Consider the following 23,786-nt stretch of genomic DNA (forward strand, 5'->3'; position numbering starts at 1 on the left):
CTTAAAAGCGGCTGAGTTGTTTTTTTACTTTTAGACCCAATTTAAAACGTAATGCATTAACGCAAAGAGAGTATTTATGAGCAACCCACTAATTGGCCTTGAAGGCTTACCACCATTTTCAAAAATAAAGCCTGAGTACGTAGTACCAGCACTAAAAGACGGTATTGAGCTTTGTCGTAAAGCCATTGATGACGTGCTAGCGAAAGGCTCGTACACGTGGGATGACTTAGTATTACCCCTTGAAGAAGCGGACGATAAATTATCGCGCATGTTCTCCCCTGTATCGCATTTAAATTCAGTAATGAATAACGACGAATTACGTGAAGCTTACGAGCAGTGCTTACCGTTAATATCTGAATATTCAACATTTGTAGGTCAGCATCAAGGTTTATACAACGCGTATAATACGCTTTATAACAGCGACGAATTTAAAACGCTGACTACAGCACAGCAAAAAGCAATTACTAATGCGCTTCGTGATTTTAAATTATCGGGTATTGCATTAGCGCCGAAGCAGCAAAAACGCTACGGCGAAATTAGCGCGCGTTTATCAGAACTTGCCTCAAAATTTGGCAACAACGTAATGGATGCCACACTTGCTTGGCACAAACATATTACTGATGAAAGCGACTTAGCTGGCTTGCCAGAATCTGCTTTAGCGCTTGCAGCTGACACAGCTAAAAGTAAAGAGTTAGACGGTTGGGTATTTACCCTTGATTTCCCGTCGTATTTACCAATTATGACTTATGCAGATAACCGCGAACTCCGCAGAGAAACTTACACCGCGTTTTCTACGCGCGCATCAGATCAAGGCCCTAATGCCGGTGAATTTGATAACTCAGAGATTATGAGTGAGGAGCTTGCGCTTCGCCATGAACTTGCACAGTTACTAGGATTCAACAGCTACGCTGAAAAGTCATTGGCAACTAAAATGGCCGAAACACCGGCGCAAGTATTCTCGTTTTTAGAAGACCTAGCGGCTAAATCAAAACCACAAGCAGAACAAGAAGTGGCAGAGTTAAAAGCCTATGCTGAGCAAAAACATGGTATTTCTGAATTACAGGCATGGGATTTTGGTTACTACAGCGAAAAACTTAAGCAAGAAAAGTATGCTATTTCAGATGAAGTATTGCGTCCTTACTTCCCAGCAAATAAAGTATTAAGTGGCTTATTCGAAACCGTTAACCGCTTATTTGGTATCAATGTAAAAGAAGTTACTGATTTTGATACTTACCACAAAGACGTACGTTTTTTTGAAATTGTAGATAGCAGCAATACTCTACGCGGACGTTTTTATCTCGATTTATATGCACGCGACCGTAAACGCGGTGGTGCGTGGATGGACGACTGTATGGGTCGTAAAGTACGTGCTAACGGCGAACTACAAACTCCAGTGGCTTATTTAGTGTGTAATTTTAATAAAGCGGTTGGCGATAAACCTGCATTGTTTACTCATGACGAAGTGACAACCTTATTCCACGAGTTTGGTCATGGTATTCACCACATGCTTACACAAGTTGATGCTGCCCCTGTTGCGGGTATTAATGGTGTGGCGTGGGATGCGGTAGAGCTTCCTAGTCAGTTTTTAGAAAACTGGTGTTATGAAGAAGAAGCATTGAGCTTTATTTCAGGTCATTATGAAACGGGCGAGCCGTTACCTAAAGAGCTACTTGATAAGCTACTAGCGGCTAAAAACTACAACTCAGGCATGCAAATGCTGCGTCAAATTGAGTTCTCGTTATTCGACTTTAAAATCCACAATGATTATAAAGCGGGTGAAGAGTGTCAAATTCAAGCTGTACTTGATGACGTACGCAGCCGTACTTCGGTCGTAAAGCCTCCTGAGTTTAATCGTTTTCAGCATGGCTTTAGCCACATTTTTGCAGGCGGTTACAGCGCTGGTTATTACTCATATAAATGGGCTGAAGTACTCTCTGCTGATGCTTATTCTAAATTTGAAGAAGAAGGTATTTTTAACCCGCAAACCGGTCAAGCCTTCATGCAAAATATTTTAGAAAAAGGCGGCAGTGAAGAGCCAATGGAATTATTTAAAAAGTTCCGTGGTCGTGAGCCTAATGTTGACGCGTTACTACGCCACAGCGGTATTGCAGCTTAAAAACTAATATTTAGCACAAACCAAAATAAAGCGCCTAAATGGCGCTTTTTTATTATTTGTAAATTATTATCTAATAATTTTTAGTAATTTCATCCTGTCGTACTATGCTTTTAGCACACCTATTAAAATGGATTAAGGCATGGCAAAGTTGGTATTAGCAATTGATGACGACAAATATGTTCATCATATAATTGAAGAGTCTTTAGCAGGGTTTTGTAAAATAATTCATGCAAAAGATGGCGATGAAGGATTAAGGCTAACCAATAAATATAACCCTGATATTATTTTACTCGATATTGAAATGCCAGGTATGTCAGGCTATGACGTATGTAAAGCGATAAAGCACAGTGAAAGCACTCAAGATATTCCCGTTATGTTTCTCTCATCTAAAATAGAGTTAAGCGATCGGGTAAAAGGTTATAGTGTTGGCGCATCTGATTACATTACTAAACCCTTTAACGCAGAAGAGTTAATAGCGCGTATAAAAGTGCTTTACGAATATCGACAGCAATGTGCAAAGCTAAAACTGGATATAGCAAAAGCGAATAAAACAGCGGAAATAGCGATGACAGAGTCGGGCGATATGGGGCGTATAATGCGCTACGTTGGACAAAGCTATCACGCTAATAACTTTCAATCGTTGAGTGAACACTTTTTTACCTTTTTTGCTCCTTTAAATTTAGATGTTGTGGTTGTGTTTTGGTATCAAGGAACAGGTGTTTTTTATAGCCAGCAAAGCGGTGTTTGCCCGTTAGAGCAAGAGCTGCTGGAGCAACACAGACAAGCTCAACGATTTGTTGATATTGGTAGTAGTACTATAATTAATTACCCCAAAGTATCCCTTTTGATAAAAAATATGCCAGTTGATAACGATGCTTTGTACGGGCGCTATAAAGATCTGTTCCCGCATATATTAGAAGTAACCAACGAGAAGGTTATTACCATGGAAAGAAGCGAAAGCAGTTATGAGCAGGCAGCTCAAATAAGTACAGCCCTTCAAGATATTGTTAAGCAGTTAACTACTCAAAATATAGAGCAAAACAAAAGTACTAAAGTGTTTATAGAGCAGCTACATGAGCTTGACTGCGCCATTAAGCTACAACAAACACAAGCAAACCCTGCCGATCTCACCTTATATATATCTCAATTAGATCAAACAATGCAGTTATTTGTATCGGCTAATAGTGATTTAGCTTTTATCAAATATCAGCTTAAACAAGTTGCCGAAAGCCGCAATGAGCTTATATCTAATTTACGCACTAAAGCGGAAGCCGCAAAGGTCAATACTAATCATCACAGTGATATAGAGCTATTTTAGTGCTTTAAAGTAAAGCGGTTGATATACTACAGGCGTATTTTATCGTCGGAGTTTATTGTGGTTATTCAGTGTGCTTTTAAAGAGTTACGTCCTTATTTAAATGAATTAGAAACACGCTTTGGTTTAGCCCAATGGGCGCAAAATTGCAGTGGCTTTAGCTTACATTACGACGATAAAGGGTTAAGCCTATTTAAAACCGATGAGCCTAAACTAGGTGCAATTAATGTTGATTTTGTAACCGGTGCTGCTGCCCATAGGCGTAAGTTTGGCGGTGGTAAAGGGCAAGCAATTGCCAAAGCAGTTGGTTTAAATAAAGGTGCAACGCCTGTTGTACTTGATGCTACCGCAGGCCTTGGGCGAGACGGCTTTGTACTTGCCTCGCTAGGGTGCAAAGTTATATTACATGAACGTCATCCGGTTGTTGCAGCCCTTTTATACGATGGGTTAAAGCGAGCCTATAGCGATATTGAAATTGGTGTGTGGATGAAAGAAAACATGAGCCTAATATTTGGCTCAAGCCATACCTTGCTCTCTCAGTGCGAAAGCATGCCCGATGTTGTTTATTTAGATCCTATGTTTCCGCATCGCGAAAAATCAGCATTAGTTAAAAAAGAAATGCGCGTATTTCAAGAGCTAGTTGGTGCAGACAACGACGCAGACGACCTACTTGATTTTGCTTATCCACTTGCCAGTAAGCGTGTCGTTGTAAAACGCCCCGATTACGCCCCATTCTTAAACGAAAAAACCCCAAGTATGCAGATCAAAACCAAAAAGAACCGTTTTGATGTTTATGTAAAAGCGGCAATGATTTAAACATCAAAACAAATTGGTGGTTTATCCCTAGAATTTATCTATGTAAGAATCGTTATATTGGCTTGGATCTTAGGATCTAGCCTTTTGAATCTAGGATCTTATTACATTTTCATGTTAGAATTTGCGCAATTTTTTGGCATAGCAAAGTAGCACAGTAATGATCTTAGATGATATTCGCATTGTTTTAGTTAACACGTCACATTCGGGCAATATTGGTTCGGCGGCTCGCGCCATGAAAACCATGGGTTTATCAAAACTTTATTTAGTTGATCCTGCTTGTGAAATAGACAGCCAAGCAAGTGCTTTAGCTGCAGGCGCAACTGATGTTTTAGGCAATGCAGTTATTGTAGGTACTGTTGAAGAAGCTATCGCTGACTGTACATTAACAATTGGCACAAGTGCGCGTTCTCGTACGCTTTCGTGGCCAATGGTTGAACCACGTGAATGTGGTGAAAAACTCGTTGCTGAAGCTGTAAATGGTCCTGTAGCGCTAGTATTTGGTCGTGAAAACAGCGGCTTAACTAATGAAGAATTACAGCTTTGTAATTACCACGTATGTATTCCTGCTAATCCAGAGTACAGCTCGCTTAATTTAGCTATGGCCGTACAAACACTTAGTTACGAAACACGCATGGCGTTTTTAAATCAACAACCTAAAAAGGTTGAAGAAGACGATGCTGTTTACCCAAGCTCAAAACAAACAGAACTGTTTTATGAGCACCTTGAAGAGACGCTTTTCAAAACCGGCTTTATTATCAAACAGCACCCTGGTTTAGTTATGACTAAATTACGTCGTTTATTTAACCGTGCTCACCCTGAAGATGCCGAAATGAATATTTTACGCGGTATTCTCACCTCAATTAATAAGTCTATCCCTAAGTAACTTAGGTATAGCTATTAGTTATAAAAACCAATGGGTAAATAACTAGCTAATACTTGACTAAAATACTCAGGTAATTACAATGGCTGTAATACTTGACCAAAGAGGTCAAGTATTGAAAGTTTGTTAACTCTACAATTTAAAAAGTAAGAGTTTATAAATCAAATTTTTATCAAGTGATAATACTTGACTAATTTACTCTGGTAATTAAAATTTGCACTCTTTTGTGCAGGGGGCGTTATGAAGTTAACATCAAAAGGCAGATATGCCGTTACAGCTATGCTGGATGTTGCACTACACACAGGTGTAGGTCCTGTAGCCCTTGCTGATATTTCACAAAGACAAGAAATTTCTTTGTCTTACCTTGAACAATTATTTGCTCGTTTACGTAAAAATGGCCTAGTAAGTTCTGTTCGTGGACCTGGTGGTGGTTATTTACTAGGGCGTGAAGCGGGCGTTATCTCTGTTGGCGATATTATTAGCGCCGTAGACGAATCGGTCGATGCAACACGTTGCCAAGGTGCCGATACCGGCTGTCAGAGTGGTATGCGTTGTTTAACACATAATTTGTGGTCAGACTTAAGCGCACGCATAGAAGAATTTTTGAATAATATTACCCTTGCTGAATTGGTGGAAAAATCAGATGTGAAAGAAATAGCATCGCGCCAAGATAACAGTATCAATAATGCAATTAAGCAGTTGGAAAACATTCAAGTAAGCTGTCAACTTTAAGGTTGACCTGCAGCGGAGAGAGAAATGAAGTTACCGATTTATTTAGATTACGCAGCGACCACGCCTGTTGATGAACGTGTTGCTAAAGAAATGATGCAGTGCCTGACAATGGACGGTAAGTTTGGTAATCCTGCGTCACGCTCACACCGTTTTGGTTGGCAAGCAGAAGAAGCTGTTGACCAAGCGCGTACAGATATTGCTGATTTAATTAATGCAGACCCACGTGAAATTGTTTTCACATCGGGTGCAACAGAATCAAATAACCTTGCTATTAAAGGTGCAGCACAGTTTTACAAGAAAAAAGGTAAGCACGTTATTACCGCTAAAACTGAGCATAAAGCTGTAATCGACACATGTCGTGAGCTTGAGCGCCAAGGTTTTGAAGTAACTTATATGGACGTTGAAGAAAACGGCCTACTTGATTTACAAAAACTTGCCGACACAATGCGTGACGACACAGTACTTGTAAGCATCATGCACGTTAATAACGAGCTAGGTGTGATTCAAGATATCGCGACTATTGGCGAAATGTGTCGCGAACGTAAAATTATGTTCCACGTAGATGCAGCGCAAAGCGCGGGCAAAGTATTAATCGACGTGCAACAGCTTAAAGTTGATTTTATGTCGTTCTCTGCACATAAAGTGTATGGCCCTAAAGGTGTTGGTGCACTTTACGTTCGTCGTAAACCACGTGCTCGCCTTGAAGCGCAAATGCACGGTGGCGGACATGAACGCGGTATGCGCTCTGGTACACTAGCAACTCACCAATTAGTGGGTATGGGTACTGCGTTTAAAATTGCTAAGCAAGATTTCGAAAAAGATCACGCACACATCAGCGCCTTACGTAATCGTTTAATCGACGGCATTATGGCTGATATGGACGAAGTATACTTTAACGGCACACAAGACCAATCAGTACCGGGTATTGTAAATATCAGCTTTAACTTTGTTGAAGGTGAGTCGTTACTTATGGCAGTAAAAGACATTGCAGTATCGTCAGGTTCAGCCTGTACATCTGCAAGCTTAGAGCCTTCTTATGTATTACGTGCACTTGGCCGTAACGACGAATTAGCACATAGCTCAATTCGTTTTAGTATTGGTCGCTTTACTACCGAAGAAGAGATTGATTACACCGTCGAATTAATGAAAAACTCTATCGGTCGCCTACGTGAGATGTCTCCACTTTGGGAGATGCATCAAGAAGGTATTGATTTAGATTCAGTTGAATGGGCTCACCACTAATAGTGTGAGCACATACCCTAGCAGGTAATGAGGATAGAATAATGGCTTATAGTGATAAAGTAATCGACCACGTAGAAAACCCACGTAACGTAGGTACTCTAGATAAGAACGATCCGTCAGTGGCAACGGGTATGGTAGGCGCACCAGCATGTGGTGACGTAATGAAACTGCAAATTAAAGTATCTGCCACTGGCGTTATTGAAGATGCAAAATTCAAAACCTACGGTTGTGGTAGCGCAATTGCTTCTTCTTCACTTGTAACAGAGTGGGTTAAAGGCAAAACGCTAGACGAAGCAGCGACAATTAAAAACACTGATATCAGTGCAGAGCTTGAGTTGCCACCAGTGAAAATTCACTGTTCAATTTTAGCCGAAGACGCAATTCAAGCAGCAATTGCAGACTACAAAAGCAAACAAGCGAAGTAAGAAGAGAAACTCATGGCAGTGACATTGACAGATGCGGCAGCAAATCGCGTACAATCATTTTTAGCAAACCGCGGTAAAGGTTTAGGCCTGCGCGTTGGCATTAAAACGACGGGCTGTTCAGGTCTTGCTTATGTACTTGAGTTTGTTGACGATTTAAACGAAGACGATGAAACTTTTGCGGCTAAAGGTGTTACATTAATTGTTGACGCTAAAAGCTTAGTTTACATTGACGGCACAGAGCTCGACTACACTAAAGAAGGCTTAAATGAAGGGTTTAAATTTAATAATCCGAATCAAGCTGATGAGTGTGGTTGTGGCGAAAGCTTTACCGTTTAAGCTTTAAATATCTTTGTAGTATAAATAAGCCCTGCCAGTTAATGTAGGGCTTTGTTATTTCTGAATATTATTGGTTGAAGTTATGCGTTACTTTGAATTATTTGCAGTCCCCGTTGATTACAATATTGATTTAGCAACGGTTAACAAGCACTACTTGGAATTACAGCGTACTGTACATCCCGATCGCCACGCGAATGCGAGCAGCCGCGATAAGTTAATGGCTGTGCAAAGCACCGCCGAAATTAACGATGCGCTACAAACGTTAAAGCACCCAGTAAAACGTGCCGAATATATGTTGAGCGAGCTAGGTGTTGATATTCGTGCAGAGCAGCAAACCTTGCAAGATCCAATGTTTTTAATGCAGCAAATGGAACTTCGCGAAGAACTTGAAGAGCTAACATCAGCTAGCGATCCTGATACCGCCATTGCAAATTTTGAAAAACAAATTAAGCAATTAAACGCGCAATACAGTGCACAACTTGCTGAGCAATTAGCAAGTAACGATGAGCAGCAATATCAACTTGCCGCAGATAATATTCGTAAACTGAAGTTTGTTTATAAGTTACGTGAAGAACTAGAGCGTATCGAAGACAGTTTATTTGACGATTAATTACTTGCTGCAAAGCGAGCAACACGAGTTTAAAGAGCATTATGGCATTATTGCAAATTGCTGAGCCGGGGCAAAGCGCGGCACCACACGAACATAAACTAGCGATTGGTATTGACCTTGGTACAACTAATTCATTAGTTGCAACAGTGCAAAGTGGCGAAGCCCGCACGTTAACTGATGATCTTGGCGCGGCTATGTTACCGTCGGTTGTTCGTTATCAAGCAGGCGGTATTACTGTTGGCGCAGAAGCTGCACAAGCAGCAACGCAAGACCCTGCTAACACACTTATTTCGGTTAAGCGTTTTTTAGGTAAAACTCAGGCTGAAATAGAGCAAAGTTATGGCCAACTACCGTATGAATTTTGTGAGCACAATGGTGCGCTAGCAATAGAAACTGCGGCAGGTAAAATTAGTCCAATTAAAGCATCAAGCCATATTTTAGCTGCATTAAAAGCACGAGCTGAGCAAAGTTTTGGCAACCAAGAGATTTTAGGGGCTGTAATTACAGTACCAGCGTACTTTGATGACGCGCAGCGCCAAAGTACTAAAGATGCCGCAGAGCTTGCTGGTATTAACGTACTACGTTTATTAAATGAGCCAACAGCAGCAGCGGTTGCTTATGGTTTAGATTCAGGTCAAGAAGGTATTATTGCTGTTTACGATTTAGGTGGTGGTACGTTTGATATATCAGTACTTAGATTACACCAAGGTGTGTTTGAAGTAATGGCAACCGGTGGCGACTCTAGCCTCGGCGGCGATGACTTTGATTCGCTCCTTGTTGATTACTTTAAGCAGCAAACAGGTGTGTCAGCATTATCACCTTCAGTTTTACGTTTATTCATCAATAAAGCAAAAGCGTGTAAAGAAGCATTAAGCCAATACGCTAAAGTAAACGTGGGCCTTGAGTTTGACGATCAAAAATACACCGTTGAAGTAACGCGCGAAACGTTTGATGAAATGGCTATGCCACTAATTAAAAAAACGCTGCGCTCGTGTCGTCGTGCTGTAAAAGATGCTGGCATTGAAAATGAAGAAGTGCTGCAAGTTATTATGGTAGGCGGTTCAACCCGTATGCCATTGGTACGTAGCCAAGTACAAAGCTTTTTTGATAAAGAGCCGCTAACTTCAATCGATCCTGATCGTGTTGTAGCCTTAGGTGCCGCGCTTCAAGCCGACGTGTTAATTGGCAATAAGCCCGATTCTGACATGTTATTGCTTGATGTATTACCGTTATCGCTTGGGCTTGAAACTATGGGTGGTTTGGTTGAAAAAATCATTCCACGTAATACAACGATTCCGGTAGCACGCGCACAAGAATTTACAACGTTTAAAGACGGTCAAACAGCCATGTCATTACATGTGCTGCAAGGTGAGCGTGAGCTTGTTGATGATTGTCGATCGCTTGCTAAGTTTAGCTTAAAAGGTATTCCACCTATGGCGGCAGGCGCTGCGCATATTCGTGTAACCTTTAAAGTTGATGCTGATGGCCTATTAAGTGTTTCAGCTATGGAAAAATCAACAGGTGTACAAGCTGAGATTCAAGTTAAGCCTTCGTTTGGTTTATCTGATGACCAAGTAGCTAACATGCTAAAAGAATCAATGAGCAACGCTAAAGGCGACATGCAAGCGCGTATGCTTAAAGAGCAACAAGTAGAAGCGTTGCGTGTTATAGAAGCGCTTAATGCATCACTTGAAGCCGATGGTGCATTACTTGACGATATGCAACTAGCTAACTTACGCGCTGAAATTGCAGAACTGGTAAAAGTGCGCGAAAATGCACAAGAGCCTGGTGAAATTAAAGCAGCTATCGAAAAAGTCGATAATGCGAGTAGCGACTTTGCATCGCGTAGAATGGATGCATCAATTAAAAAGGCCCTTACAGGGCAGTCAGTAGACAACATTTAAGAGAGATTAGAATGCCACAAATTGTTTTTCTTCCACATCCTGAATTATGTCCTGACGGCGCTGCAATTGAAGCTCCTACAGGCCAAACGGTACTCGACGCTGCGCTTAAAAATGGTATTAGCATTGCGCATGCTTGTGAAAAATCGTGTGCATGTACTACGTGTCACTTAGTGATACGTGAAGGATTTGACTCACTTGAAGAAAGTGATGAGCTAGAAGACGACATGCTAGATAAAGCATGGGGCTTAGAGCCTGAGTCACGCCTTGGTTGCCAAGCAATTATAAGAGATGAAGACCTAGTGGTTGAAATACCTAAGTACAATCTCAATATCGTTAATGAAGAGCACTAGTTTTTAACGATGTATATATTAAAAGCCGCTGTTTGATACAGCGGCTTTTTTGTTTGTATGCGTTCATTTTTGTAAGTGAGGCTTTATATCTCGCTTTGTTTTGCATTAAAGCTGCATTAAAACCAAATTACATGAGCGCGAAGTGAATTCGCACCTACAAGTTTGGTGTATGTGTTGATGTAGGTGAGGTTTTATACCTCGCTATGTTGCATAAGCGCGAAATAAATTCGCACCTACAAGTTTGGCGTATGTATTGATGTAGGTGAGGTTTTATACCTCGCTATGTTGCATAAGCGCGAAATAAATTCGCACCTACAAGTTTGGTGTATGTGTTGATGTAGGTGAGGTTTTATACCTCGCCATGTTGCATAAGCGCGAAATAAATTCGCACCTACAAGTTTGGTGTATGTATTGATGTAGGTGAGGTTTTATACCTCGCTTGTTACTAAATTAACACGTACCTGTAATTTTTATACGTAGCCTTTAGGAGATCTATTTTGAATAATTTAACTTTCTCAGACTCATTTATTAACGGCGAATTTTATAAAACTGATACGCGCTTTAGCGTTAACGATCCCGCTACCGAAAAAAGTATTGTTGAAGTAAGCGATATTGACGAGCAGGGTGTAAATAGCGCAATAACCGCAGCTCAAGGGGCTTTTGTTAAGTCAAAAACGACAAATGCCACTGAGCGAAGCGAAACCTTGATGCGCTGGTATGAGCTAGTAATAAAGCACAAGCAAACACTTGCAGAGCTGATGACTAAAGAGCAAGGCAAACCACTCAAAGAATCCCTTGGTGAGATTGATTACGGTGCAGGTTTTATCAAATGGTTTGCAGAAGAAGCCAAACGTAGTTACGGAGATGTAATTCCGCCAACAGATGACTCGCATCGTTTAACTAGCTTTAAGCAGCCTGTAGGTGTTGTAGCTGGTATAACGCCGTGGAACTTCCCTATTGCTATGGTTACTCGTAAAGTAGCGCCAGCTTACGCTGCGGGCTGTAGCTTTATATTAAAACCTTCTGAGCACACACCACTTTGTGCGATAGCACTTGCTTACTTAGCTGATCAAGCTGGTTTTGTTAAAGGTGCATTTAATGTACTGGTTTCTCAAGATGCCAAAACAGTAGGTAAAATGCTGACTGACTCAGAAGTCGTGCGTAAGTTTACATTTACCGGTTCTACCGGTGTAGGTAAGCAGTTGCTATCGCAATGTGCAGACACAATTAAACGCACCTCGATGGAGCTTGGCGGTAATGCACCTTTTATTATTTTTGATAATGCCGACTTAGATGAAGCTATTGAAGGGCTAATGGCGGCTAAATTTAGAAACAGTGGGCAGGCGTGTGTTGCTGCAAACCGTATTTTTATACAGCGTAATATTCTCGACAAAGTACTTTCAAAAATCACGCCTAAGGTTGCAGCGTTAAAAGTAGCAAATGGTTTTGAAGACGGGGTTGATATTGGTCCACTCATTTACCCTAAAGCCAAAGAGAAAGTGCAACAGTTAGTACAAGACGCACTCGATAAAGGCGCGACGCTGATTGGTGATAATAGTGACTTAGGTGGCAGCTTTCAAAACCCATTAATAGTAAACAACGTCACTACAGAGATGGATATTTACCACGAAGAGGTATTTGGCCCAGTGTTAACGGTTATTCCTTTTGATGAAGAAAGTGAAGTGCTTGCGCTTGCCAACGATGTACCATTTGGTTTAGCAGCTTATTTTTACAGCCAAAACATTAAGCAAGTCTACCGAGTTAGTGAAGGGCTTGAATTTGGTATGGTAGGTGTAAATGAAGGTGTAATATCAAACCCAGTAGCGCCATTTGGTGGTGTTAAGCAATCTGGTTTAGGCCGAGAAGGCGGTCATCAAGGGCTTGATGAGTACTTAGAAGAAAAGTACGTGTGTATTAAAATATAACGCCCGTTAAGTTTATGAGCGCGAATTTACTTCGCGCTTTTTTTATGACGTTAATATGGCAGATATATGAACTTTATCTTTTACTGTTGCTACACAAAGCACTAAATGCTACCTTTGGGCACATATTTTTTGTTAATAAAACAATACAAAAAAACAAATAAAAAGTAAAAGTATTTCTATAAGTAGAAATAACCCCGTGTGTAAATGCCACCGTCAGGTGGCATTTTTTTGTTTGAATAGTCATAGACTGTAATAAGCACATTTTGAATAAAGATATTACTTTATAAGTGCTAACTTATAGGTGTATAACCAGGTAAGTTATCAAAATCTACCTCATCTAGCTGCTCTGGGTTAGCATATTCGTTGATATAATTTTTATAGACTTCTGACTCAATAAAAATAGCAAAAATATCAGGATCAAGGTGATTATTACTAACCATGTTCCCTAGAATATTCAAACATTCACTTACCGGTTTTGCTTTTTTATAGGGCCTGTCTACGGCAGAGAGTGCTTCAAAAATATCCGTAATAGCCATTAACCTTGCAGGCACCGACATTTGTTCTTTGGTTAAACCTCTTGGGTAACCAGTACCGTCAAGTTTTTCATGATGACCTAATGCATATTCAGCTACATTACTAAGATGTTTAGGGAACGGCAAAATATCTAATATATTTTTAGTTATATCCATATGGCGTTTCATGATTTCGCGCTCACCTTGGGTAAGTGTGCCGCGTCGTATCATGAGGTTTTCTACTTCATCATCAGTCAGTAGAGATGTTTCTTCGCCGTTTATTTTAAGCGAATACTGTTTTGATATTCTCAGTATATGGGCTTGTTCTTCTTCGCCCAAAAACTCACCGCCAATATTTACCCGCTGTAATAATGCACGGTCGAGTGCTAGTTGTTTAAGCTCAGTTTCAAGCAATCGTTCAAATTGTAAAACCTCAACCGACTTGTTCTGTTTTATTGCTGAAACAATTTGCTGCTGATAAGAGAGTTCTAAATCTCGACTAATTATTTCAAACTTAGCATCAATAAACTCTATGCGATCGAAAATAGTCTCTAACTTGGTCGACTTTTCCATAATATGATCAGGAGTAGCAATTTTCCCACAGTCATGTAGCCACCCCGCAACACTTAGTTCATGGCGATCCTCTGGGCTCATTATAAAATCTGCTAGTGGACCTTTATCTATTTTATGCACTGCATCAGCAAGCATTAACGTCAGTGCTGGTACCCGCTTACAGTGGCCGCCCGTGTGAGGAGACTTTTCATCTATTGCCATTGCGATAGCTTCGGCAAACGTTGAAAAAAGCACTTCCATATCTTTAACTAAAGTAGAGTTAGTTAGTGAAATAGCGCCTAAAGAGGCAAAAGATCGAATTAGAGTGACGAGCTCTTCACTAAAAGGAATGTTTTTATTTTGCGCATCTTTTACATTTATAAGCTGGATTACACCAATAATGTCATCTTCATGATCTTTTAAAGGAATTGTTAGCATGGACTCAGAACGATAACCCGTGCGAGCATCCATTTTGCGTGCAGCGCTCATATCAAAAGGCAAGGCATCATACACGTCAGGAATATTTATTACTTCCCCTGTATTAACAGAATGCGCAACAATAGCGGTGTCATTTGGTTTGCCATCAATAAAAAGATCTATATTAGGAAAATCAACAGGACCACCTAATGTGCCGCCTAAATAAAGATTCAATGATTTGTTTATTACTGTTTCAAACTTTAGTTGTTTTTTTGAGGTAATAGAGTAAATGCTGCCAGCATCAGAATTTGCTATCGACATTACAACTTGCAGTATTTCATCAAGTAACTTAGACGAGTTTTTTTCGGTTGTTAGTCTAATGCTAATATCGATAAAGTGTTGAAGATTTGTTTTGTCTTTAATGTGCTGTCGCATATGTTTACTACTTTTGAGTATGTTTGAAGGCACCATTCCAATCCTTAGCTAGTGTTTGCAAATCAGAGCCCTTAATACGTTCAATAAAAATGGCATAAATGTTGGGGCTAAATACGGTTGTACTGTGTAGTTCTTTAAATAAGCTAAGTGCTTGTGGCCAGTTTTTATTATAAAAAAGCGTCATGGCCTGCTGCGACTTTTTAACTTCATTTAACTGCTCTTCATTGAGCTTATCTGTAAAGTTTATAGGTTCAAACAACTGTACAGCGGTTGTTTTACCAACAACTTGCACTTTATCTATTAAACGAAATGAAATATTAGGGCATTCCTTCATCGTTTCTTCTGTAACAAGAATAGCTACGCCATAAAATTTGGTCAAGCTTTCTACTCTAGCACCTAAATTAACAGCATCACCAAGAACTGTATAGGCTTTACGGTAAACCGAACCCATATCACCTACATTCATGTCGCCAGTACTTAAACCGATACCTATTTTTATGGCAGGCTGGTTGTTTTCTGCAAATAACTGATTTATTTGCGTTAACCCGTTGATCATAGACATTGCGGCTTCAACACCATGACGAGCGTGGTTTTCATCTTTTAGTGGAGCATTCCAAAATGCCATCACCATATCGCCTACGTACTTATCAATAGTTCCGTGATGATCAAATATGATTTTGGTAATAGCCGTAAGATATTCGTTTAAATATTCACTTAACTGATGAGGGGTCATACTTTCTGATAGTGAAGTGAAACTACGAATGTCGGCAAACAACACCGTCATATTTTTTCGCTCACTTTTTTGAGATAAACTTTTACCTTGAAGTATCATTTGGTTTATACGCTCAGGAGGAACATATTGGTCAAACATAGATTTTATTTTTCGGCTGTGTTTCATTTCAGCGATAGAGCCTACAATGATGTAATAGCCGGCTAATATAATGATGAGTAAAAGAGGCATTAATAAAGGTAAACTAATTTTTTGTACTGACCATAAATAAACGTTTAAAAATATAACGACACTTGTGACTGTAAGAGACAAAACAATAATAAAGCGTGCGCTCTTAGCGTGGCTAAAAAACGACAGTACGCAACCCGTTAATGCAATGATGAGTAAGCTTGCTCCCTGTGACCAATTAGGTTTAGAGGGAAGTAGCTCTGGGTGCATTAACCCTTCAAATATATTGGCATGAACCTCCACACCGGGGTACTGCAAACCAACAGGTGTTGATCTTAAATCAGCAAGCCCTACGGCGGAGGTACCAATAAAGGCTACAGTGCCTTCTAATTCCTCTAAACCAATTTTTTTGGTCAAAATATCGGTAGCCGAATAATAGGGGAAGCTATGTGCACGCCCTTTGTAAGGAATTAATATTTGCCCATACTCATCAGTTTGAATCCACTTATCTTGAAACTTTATACCTTCGAATAAGGTTATACCATCTAACCTATTGGAACGGGTTTCTATGTTTTCAGCAAGGGTATAAAGTCGAGCAACTTCAAGTGCTAAAGAAGGATAAAGCTTATCGCCAACTCGATTTATAAGAGCTGCTTTACGTATAAAGCCATCTTCGTCAATATGTGCATTAATAAAGCCGGTGCCCGTTGCAGCATTTTGTAACTGTGGAATATTTACAATAGCACCAGGAAACTGGTTTATTTGTGAATTAGTGTGCTCTTCGCTTGCCCATACAACACTGTTTTTAGCTGGCAAGTTTTGATTAGTCAGTTGTTCATCAATTAGTAAAAAACCAAGAACAGTATCATTTTTAGATAATGCGCTTGCTAGTTTTGTGTCTGCATCGACTTGTTTCGTAATTTCAGCAAAGGGGATGGTGTACTTTTTTGATAAATCAGGAATTTCAGACATAATTTTTGTAACAGGGTTTTCTTCCTGTTCAGAAAAAAATATATCGAATGCAATAACAATAACACCTGCATCACTAAGCTTTGTAACAAGGTCTGCTAATTTTGAGCGACTCCAAGGAAAGCGTCCTTGTTCTTGCATGCTCTTTTCATCGATATCAATTATTACAACGGTTTCATCAATACGCCTAGGCGTCTCTGAAAGCGTCAGTAATAACCGAGAGTCGTATATTATACCTTCTACACGGTTAACTAACTTTGCAAGCGACCCAGTTGAAAATAACTCTATTGATGCGATTAATAATGTAATAACAGCGCCAATAAAAAAGTGCTTTGAGGTAATGAGTTTTAAGAAGCTAATGAGTAACGCTCCTTGATAGACTAAAAATCAAAAACTCGTCCTTCTCGGCCGCATTCTATTTTTACCTGTTGAGCGTACTGCGTGTGTAAATACTTTTCTATAGCGACTAACTGTTCATCGGTTCTTGATAGATCGTGGCTAATAATAATCACATTTTTAATACTCGCTTTTATAGCAAGCTCAGCAACCTGATCTATGGTGCTATGACCCCAACCATGCTTAAGAGGCAAGTCTGCATCTATAAATTGAGCATCGTGAATTAGTAAATCAGCGCCTTCAATAAAATTACTCCATTCGCAAATACTTGTGTTTAGCTTGTCTGGTGGGTTTAGCTCATTGTCGGTAACGTAGGCTATCTTTTTTTCATCTGCTTTAATGCAATAAGCAGTACCGCCACCAGGGTGATTCAGTGGAGCAGTAGAAACCAAAAAACCGTTAAGTGTAAATTGCTTTTGAGACGATAAATCAGTATTAAGCGTAATATTGGCAGGTAAATCCTGATAACACACAGGAAAGTACGAACCACTCATTTGCTTTAATATGGCATCTTGGCTTTTTTTATCATCAACGTTGCCAGCTACAATGGTTATATTGCGGTTGGGCTGGTAAATAGGTTTAAAAAAAGGAAACCCTTGAATATGATCCCAATGATTGTGCGTTAGCAAAATATTGATAGGACTTTGTGTTTCTAGTAAACGTGTACCGAGTTCTACAATACCGGTACCAGAGTCTAAAATAAGATCTCTACCGTTGTTTTGTTCAATGTACACACATGAGGTATTTCCCCCAAAAATGTGTGTATTACTTCCAGCTGAAGGCATCGAGCCTCTAACACCAAAAAATTCAACTTTCATAATTTAAGGCTAAGCTCCATCTGCTTCAAAATTGAATTTAGAAATACTAACATTGTTAGAGTTAGTGTCATTACAGGTGCTACTTACAACAACTTGGGTATCATTTTGCAGGATGATTGAAGTAAACACATGTGTACTGACACATTGGCTTGCTTCATAAAAGCCGGCACCACTGGCTCCAAACGTATTATCCAAAGTACCGTCAGTTAAAATGCGCGCTAACATGCCTTTATTGTTGCCCATACCAACTAAAACAATATTGTTGTTGGTATCAAAAACGGCACTTTTTACTTCGGTATCTCCCGTTGAAGCTAATGTATATTGGTCTAAAGGGTAGCTGTCATCAATTACTCCAGATGCGAGTAATCGCGTAATACTAGCTTTATTAGGCGTATCTACAACGTTTGCAATTAAATATAATTTATTTGATTCGTCGACTAATACTTTTACCATTTTATTCTCGGAATCAATGATTGTTTCACCTATGTATTTGTAGGTTTGCTCACCGTCAGAGTCGAGCTTTAATGCTATTAATTCTGAACTGGCACCTGATACAGATTTACCACCAATAAAAATACTATCATCACTGATAAAAACACTTTCATAATATTCAAAAGGTGTTCCTATAATTTTTCCATTGCTACCAAAGTCATCGTCAAGTGTACCGTCAGAATCTAGCATCATGATAAACGAACTAGGAGTATCGGCTATAACTACAGAGCCAACTGCTACAACGTTGCCATCATGTAGTGCTAAATCAGTTAAGTTAAGCTTTTCAGCACCTGAAATAGAAGTAGAGTAAATACCATCACTGGCGAATGAGGTATCTAAATCACCATTTTGATCAACTTTAGCTATAAAGCCCTCTTCACCGTCAGTTTTGCTTTTAGATCCCGCAATAAATAAGCTGCCGCTATTGTGTTCAACCAACGCTATATTAGGTACGCTCAAATCTATGGCAATTTCTTTATGACCACTTTCGCTAAAGCTAGTATCTATAGCACCCGTACTCGTAAAGCGTGTTAATACTAACTTAGTAATTGAGTTCGATTTAGCCGTTGATGCAAGAATATACTTACCGACCTGAGGGCCATTGCTCAGTTGTAAAACGTGCATTGATTGATCGTCAGATTCTGCGCTTATAGTATCAAAAGCAAGATAACCAACGTCTGCAAAGTTACTGAATAATGTGGCTTGCTCGTCAATTGCTGCAACAAATGGTTTAGTGGTTGAGTCGTCAATAACACCCGATACCCATACTGTATCATTCGCATCTATAGTTGCCGATTTGGCAAATTGCTTACCATTGATACCTGAAATAATATTAATACCTGATGCACCATAAGTACTATCAAGTGAACCATCAGACATTAAAATACGGGCAGAAAATAGTTTTTCACTAGCAGAAACTCCAGTAGTGCCAGATAACGTAATTCCATTTTTAATTTGCTCATATTTTACGCCGGTTACACTCGCGCCACCATCACCACTACCACTATCACTATCAATATCGTAAATAGCAGTACCTGCATCACCAAAACTCGTTATAAGAGTACCCGTTTTATCAATAGCCAAAACCACGGCTTCTTTTTCACCACTATTACGAGTTATGTAACCACCTACAAAAGCTGTAAAGTCGGTGTTTTTAGCGCCGCCAATTGCAAATAGTTCGTCATCTTTATTATTCTTGGACAAGTCGAGCGATAATGCTGCGCTACCATTAAAACTTCCATTGTTTTCACCATCAGAAATTAAATAACGAATAAGTACGTCTTTATCACCAGTTGCACTTGTGACACTGCCAACAACCATAAGATCAGAGCTATTAAAGTTTTTAATAGCAAACGCTTCGTCATCTCTACTAGCGCCGCTCACATCGACAATTTTAGGGCTTCCGGCTTCATAAGCGAGCGTAGATATATCGTATTTTATCCATAAGCTATCGCTGTCGTTACCATTAAATGACTTACCAACAGCCTGAATTTTATTGTCGCTAAATTCAAGGTCATTAATCACGAGGGTGCTTGCTAATGCGGTACAGTGAATACCTGAATTATTATCTCCAGAGTTATTACTTAATACGCCAGCGGTATTCATTTTCAACAAACATGCTTCGGTATTTGTGCCATCAAAACTAGTGTAAGCAACAAAGAGGCTTGTACCATCAGAGATGATAGCTGTTGCTTGTTCATCATTTTCTAAATCTAATACTTTAACGCCATCACCATTAAATGCTGTATTTATCACACCACTCGTTGTATACGATGCAATAACGATATCTTTGTCGCTGTTATTACTAAAACCTACAAAGTAAAGGTTATTATTTAGCTCAATACTGTCATTAAATTCACCGCTTGAAAAAACTCCAGAAAGATCAAGTTCACCTGTTATAGGGCGACCAAATGTTTCATCTTCAACAGGAACTAGAGGCTCCGTATCATCAGTGATATCAATTATTATATTAATAGTAGTTGTTTCGTTAGGCGTACCATCATCAGTAATAGCTAGGCTCAATATGTACTGAGGAGTTGTTTCAAAATCAAACGGGCTTTCTCCTTTTACAGTTAATAAGCCAGAATCATTATTTATTTCGAATATGGGGGCACCACTGAGCAGGGTGTAACTTAAATTTTGGTTCTCAATGTCTGAGGCACTAACAGTCCCAATAGTGTCGCCATCGGTTGCGTTTTCCCTAATATTAAAACCTTGGTTTGACGCAACTGGAGCATCGTTAATAGGAGCAATCGTAATTGACAAACTACCAGTATCTGTAGCGTTATTCCCATCATCAACAGTATAACTGACAACAACAATACCGTTGGTATTTGCAGCCGGTGTGTACTGTAGTTTGTTATCAACAACGGATACTGAACCGCTATCGGCTGACGCTGCTGTTATGCTTAGGCTATCACTATCAGCGTCTATATCATTAATCAACACATCAATGAGTAGCGGTACTGCATCTTCATCCATCGTTGCCGTGTCAGCATTTGCTATTGGAGCATCATTTACAGGTGTAATAGTGATAGTTAACGTTGTTGTACTGGCACCGCCGTTGCTATCGCTTACAGTATAAGTAACTGTTGCTGAGCCGTTGTCGTCGGCTGCCGGTGTGTATTGAATTTGATTGCCAACCACTGAGACTGAGCCAATATCAGCTGAGACTGCGCTTATGGTAAGGCTGTCGCCATCCTCATCTGAGTCATTGGCTAATACGTTTATTAGTATTGGCGCTGCATCTTCATCCATAGTTGCTGTGTCAGCATTTGCTATTGGAGCATCATTTATAGGTGTAATAGTGATAGTTAACGTTGCTGTACTGGCGCCGCCGTTGCTATCGCTTACAGTATAAGTAACTGTTGCTAAGCCGTTGTCGTCGGCTGCCGGTGCATATTGAATTTGATTGCCAACGACTGATACAGAGCCAATATTAGCTGATGCTGCGCTTATGGTAAGGCTGTCGCCATCCACGTCTGAGTCATTGGCTAATACGTTTATTAGTATTGGCGCTGCATCTTCATCTATTGTAGCTGAGTCTGCGTTTGCTATTGGAGCATCGTTTACGGGAATAATAGTAATTGTTAAGTTAGTAGTTGCAGTACCGCCGTTACCATCACTTATTGTGTAGTTAATAATTGCTGTTCCATTTGTATTAGGAGCAGGCGTATATTGGATTTTATTATCAACAACAGATGCAGAACCTCTATCTGCAGTAGCAGCTGTTATCACAAGAGTATCGCCGTCAATGTCGGAGTCGTTAGCTAATACGTTAACTAATAACGCAGGAGCATCTTCGTTCATCGTTGCTGAATCAGCATTTGCAGTAGGGGCATCATTAACGGGTGTAACAGTAATCGTCACACTTGCTGTTCTGTCGTTTATACCTTCATTACCAGTGCTATAACCATCAGTAATGGTGTAAGTTAGTACTATTTCACCTGAAAAATTTGCTGGTGGAGTAAACTGTATTTTTCCGGCGACAATAGTCGCTTCTCCAGCAGTATTTTCTATATTAGAAATACTTATTGTATCGCCATCTGCATCAGTGTCGTTAGCTAGCACATCTAATAAAGATGCAGAGCTGTCTTCGTCTAACGTATATTGATCGTCATTGGCTTGTGGAAAAGTATTAACGCCGCTTTCACTTAAGGTTACTTGAGCTGTTGCAGTTAAGCCTTGCTCATTTGAAATTGAATAGGTAAAGCTATCTACACCAATAAAACCTAAGTCTGGCTGATAGGTAAATGAGCCATCAGCATTTAATGTAAGTTCGCCATTTTGAGTTGTATTAATTGCCGTAGTATTAACCGATAAATCGCCAGCCTCAATATTAAAGTCGTTAATTAATAAGCCATTTTGTACTGTTACTTCAAATAGTTTATTTTTGCTAAATTGATAGGCATCATTTTGTGCAACAGGGTTATCGGGTTCGCTGTTTATTACTAAAGTTACTGTGGCTGTAGAGGTTGCACCTAATGAGTCTATAGCTTGGTATTGAAATTGATCAACACCATTAAAATTAGCATCCGGCACATAACTAAAGCTGCCATCAGTTGCTAATAATAGTTGGCCATGTGTGGGTGCCACCATAAACGTTTCATCAACTGAAAAATTGTCATTATTTGGGTCAGTATCGTTACTAAGCACACCATTGGCTGCTGTAACCACAAGTGTTTCATCTTCGCTTAAACTATAGCTATCATTGTTTGTTACAGGGGCTATGTTAGTGTTTGAGCTTACAATAGTTACATTTGCAATAGCCTGAGCACCTTGTGCATCAACAACTCTGTACTGAAAGCTGTCTTGGCCTTGCATATTTTGCTCGCCTTGGTATTCAAAGCCACCATTATCAAAAAGGGTTAATTGTCCTCTTGTTGGTTCGCTAACCGGCGTTGTATCAACAGTTAAGTCATCTAAGTCTATATCGCTATCGTTTATAAGTAAGCCTGGCGATAGGACAACTAAGGTTCCATTGTTTGTAATGCTGTAAGTATTATCAAGCGCAATAGGAGCGTCGTTAACAGCTAAAATGGTTATCTCTACAACTGCGGTATCTGTCATACCTAGCTCGTTAGCAACTTGATAGCTAAAGGCATCTTCACCATTAAAGTTTGCAATAGGGATATAAGTAAAATCCCCATTTTCATTTATATTAAGAGTGCCATGCTGCGGTAGAATTAATGCATCTGCATTTACACGTAAATCACCACTGTATTGATTCGTATCATTCGTTAGAACGTTACCTTGCAGAGTTTGATCTTCATTTATCTGAAACTGATCGACATTTGCCTCTGGTGCAAATGCAAGCTCTCCACCCACTGGTGCTATGTTTATTATATTAGCAAAACCACTTTCACCACTGCCATCAACACCGGTAATAAGTACTTGGTAACTTTTATCTGTAAGTGACTCGGTAATGCTTAATGCAGTATCTTGAATACTTAAAAATTGTTGCCCATTCTCTAATTCATTAATATTAGTAGATGAGACTCCAGCTTGAGTTGCAATATAAACGTTGTAACGATTAAGTTCGGGGTTAGCTTGCCACGAAAGATTAATATTATCTTCGTCTCGTTGTGCTGTAACACCTTCAATTTGATATGGTTGCCAGTTAAAAGTGATTGCATCAGCAAGTACTTGATTATTTAAAGTGTCAGTTATCCATATTTCAAGGCGTATTTCCCCTGGAGTTACGCCATAAAGCGCAGGGCTGAGGCCTATAATTGACTTTTCGTAGCCAACACCACAATCAGAAGAACAAAGTGATATGCTTTTATTAACGCTAGGGAGTACTAAATTAACTTCAGCAATGCCATCAGTATCCGAAGCTTCAAGTAAAAAAGAAACATTACCTTGTACTGTGTCGTTTGTTTGTGAAAAAACAATATCAGCGCGAGTATTTGCTAAACTTGCTCCAACAACACCTCTACTTGAAGTGACAGCACCTAAAACTTTTGTACTCTTGGTTTGATTACTCGCTATAACACCAGCCAAATTTATATAGCTAGTCACCGTTGGCGGTATTACTTCAGCCGTAGGTGATTGTATTCCCTCTTGAGTGGGGCTTTCTTCTGAGCCTCCACAGGCACTTAACAAAAACACCATAGAACCAAGCAAAAATATATTTTTTGCTGTCAT

The 23,786-nt window shown here is 39.7% G+C and carries 16 protein-coding genes; 12 read left to right on the forward strand and 4 right to left on the reverse strand.

The window, feature by feature from the left end; translation table 11 throughout:
- Positions 1–76 precede the first annotated feature (76 nt).
- The 12 genes from prlC to FFU37_RS00890 all read left to right on the forward strand — a co-directional run bounded on the left by prlC (position 77) and on the right by FFU37_RS00890 (position 12,651).
- On the forward strand, positions 77–2,116 hold the full coding sequence (prlC, locus tag FFU37_RS00835) for an oligopeptidase A (protein WP_138488458.1): 2,040 nt from the start codon (positions 77–79) through the stop codon (positions 2,114–2,116).
- A gap of 139 nt (positions 2,117–2,255) precedes the next feature.
- Positions 2,256–3,434, forward strand: a complete 1,179-nt coding sequence (locus FFU37_RS00840; RefSeq protein WP_138488459.1) for a response regulator transcription factor — start codon at positions 2,256–2,258, stop codon at positions 3,432–3,434.
- Between the two features lie 57 nt (positions 3,435–3,491).
- Complete coding sequence (locus tag FFU37_RS00845; RefSeq protein WP_138488460.1) at positions 3,492–4,247, forward strand: class I SAM-dependent methyltransferase; 756 nt, start codon at positions 3,492–3,494, stop codon at positions 4,245–4,247.
- 157 nt (positions 4,248–4,404) lie between these two features.
- The gene (gene trmJ, locus FFU37_RS00850; protein WP_002958423.1) at positions 4,405–5,130 is read left to right on the forward strand and encodes a tRNA (cytosine(32)/uridine(32)-2'-O)-methyltransferase TrmJ; all 726 of its coding nucleotides are present in this window, start codon (positions 4,405–4,407) and stop codon (positions 5,128–5,130) included.
- A gap of 237 nt (positions 5,131–5,367) precedes the next feature.
- Positions 5,368–5,859 carry a Fe-S cluster assembly transcriptional regulator IscR gene (gene iscR / locus FFU37_RS00855; protein ID WP_002958424.1) on the forward strand — a complete coding sequence of 164 codons (492 nt, stop codon included), beginning with the start codon at positions 5,368–5,370 and terminating at the stop codon, positions 5,857–5,859.
- Positions 5,860–5,883: 24 nt separating this feature from the next.
- A complete protein-coding gene (locus FFU37_RS00860) occupies positions 5,884–7,101 on the forward strand; it encodes an IscS subfamily cysteine desulfurase (protein WP_002958425.1) in 1,218 nt (405 codons plus the stop codon).
- Positions 7,102–7,142: 41 nt separating this feature from the next.
- Positions 7,143–7,526 (forward strand): Fe-S cluster assembly scaffold IscU, encoded by a 384-nt coding sequence (iscU, locus tag FFU37_RS00865; RefSeq protein WP_002958426.1) that lies wholly within the window; start codon positions 7,143–7,145, stop codon positions 7,524–7,526.
- A gap of 12 nt (positions 7,527–7,538) precedes the next feature.
- On the forward strand, positions 7,539–7,862 hold the full coding sequence (iscA, locus tag FFU37_RS00870) for an iron-sulfur cluster assembly protein IscA (RefSeq protein WP_002958427.1): 324 nt from the start codon (positions 7,539–7,541) through the stop codon (positions 7,860–7,862).
- An 82-nt stretch (positions 7,863–7,944) separates the two neighbouring features.
- The gene (hscB, locus tag FFU37_RS00875; protein ID WP_002958428.1) at positions 7,945–8,472 is read left to right on the forward strand and encodes a co-chaperone HscB; all 528 of its coding nucleotides are present in this window, start codon (positions 7,945–7,947) and stop codon (positions 8,470–8,472) included.
- Positions 8,473–8,513: 41 nt separating this feature from the next.
- Positions 8,514–10,376, forward strand: a complete 1,863-nt coding sequence (hscA, locus tag FFU37_RS00880; RefSeq protein ID WP_002958429.1) for a Fe-S protein assembly chaperone HscA — start codon at positions 8,514–8,516, stop codon at positions 10,374–10,376.
- Positions 10,377–10,387: 11 nt separating this feature from the next.
- A complete protein-coding gene (gene fdx / locus FFU37_RS00885) occupies positions 10,388–10,726 on the forward strand; it encodes an ISC system 2Fe-2S type ferredoxin (protein WP_002958430.1) in 339 nt (112 codons plus the stop codon).
- Positions 10,727–11,223: 497 nt separating this feature from the next.
- On the forward strand, positions 11,224–12,651 hold the full coding sequence (locus FFU37_RS00890) for an NAD-dependent succinate-semialdehyde dehydrogenase (protein ID WP_138488461.1): 1,428 nt from the start codon (positions 11,224–11,226) through the stop codon (positions 12,649–12,651).
- 290 nt (positions 12,652–12,941) lie between these two features.
- Here the strand turns inward: FFU37_RS00890 and FFU37_RS00895 are convergent, their stop codons facing one another.
- From FFU37_RS00895 to FFU37_RS00910, 4 genes are read right to left on the reverse strand one after another with little or no spacing between them, the layout of a single operon-like run.
- Entirely contained in the window at positions 12,942–14,603 is a 1,662-nt protein-coding gene (locus FFU37_RS00895) for an HD-GYP domain-containing protein (protein WP_138488462.1), read from the reverse strand.
- The gene (locus tag FFU37_RS00900) at positions 14,575–16,794 is read right to left on the reverse strand and encodes a CHASE2 domain-containing protein (RefSeq protein WP_239022723.1); all 2,220 of its coding nucleotides are present in this window, start codon (positions 16,792–16,794) and stop codon (positions 14,575–14,577) included. The genes FFU37_RS00895 and FFU37_RS00900 overlap by 29 nt, the downstream gene beginning before the upstream one ends.
- Before the next feature lie 20 nt (positions 16,795–16,814).
- On the reverse strand, positions 16,815–17,648 hold the full coding sequence (locus FFU37_RS00905; RefSeq protein ID WP_138488464.1) for an MBL fold metallo-hydrolase: 834 nt from the start codon (positions 17,646–17,648) through the stop codon (positions 16,815–16,817).
- A gap of 9 nt (positions 17,649–17,657) precedes the next feature.
- Entirely contained in the window at positions 17,658–23,786 is a 6,129-nt protein-coding gene (locus FFU37_RS00910; protein WP_138488465.1) for an Ig-like domain-containing protein, read from the reverse strand.

This window comes from Pseudoalteromonas distincta, from assembly GCF_005877035.1.
GTDB lineage: Bacteria > Pseudomonadota > Gammaproteobacteria > Enterobacterales > Alteromonadaceae > Pseudoalteromonas > Pseudoalteromonas distincta.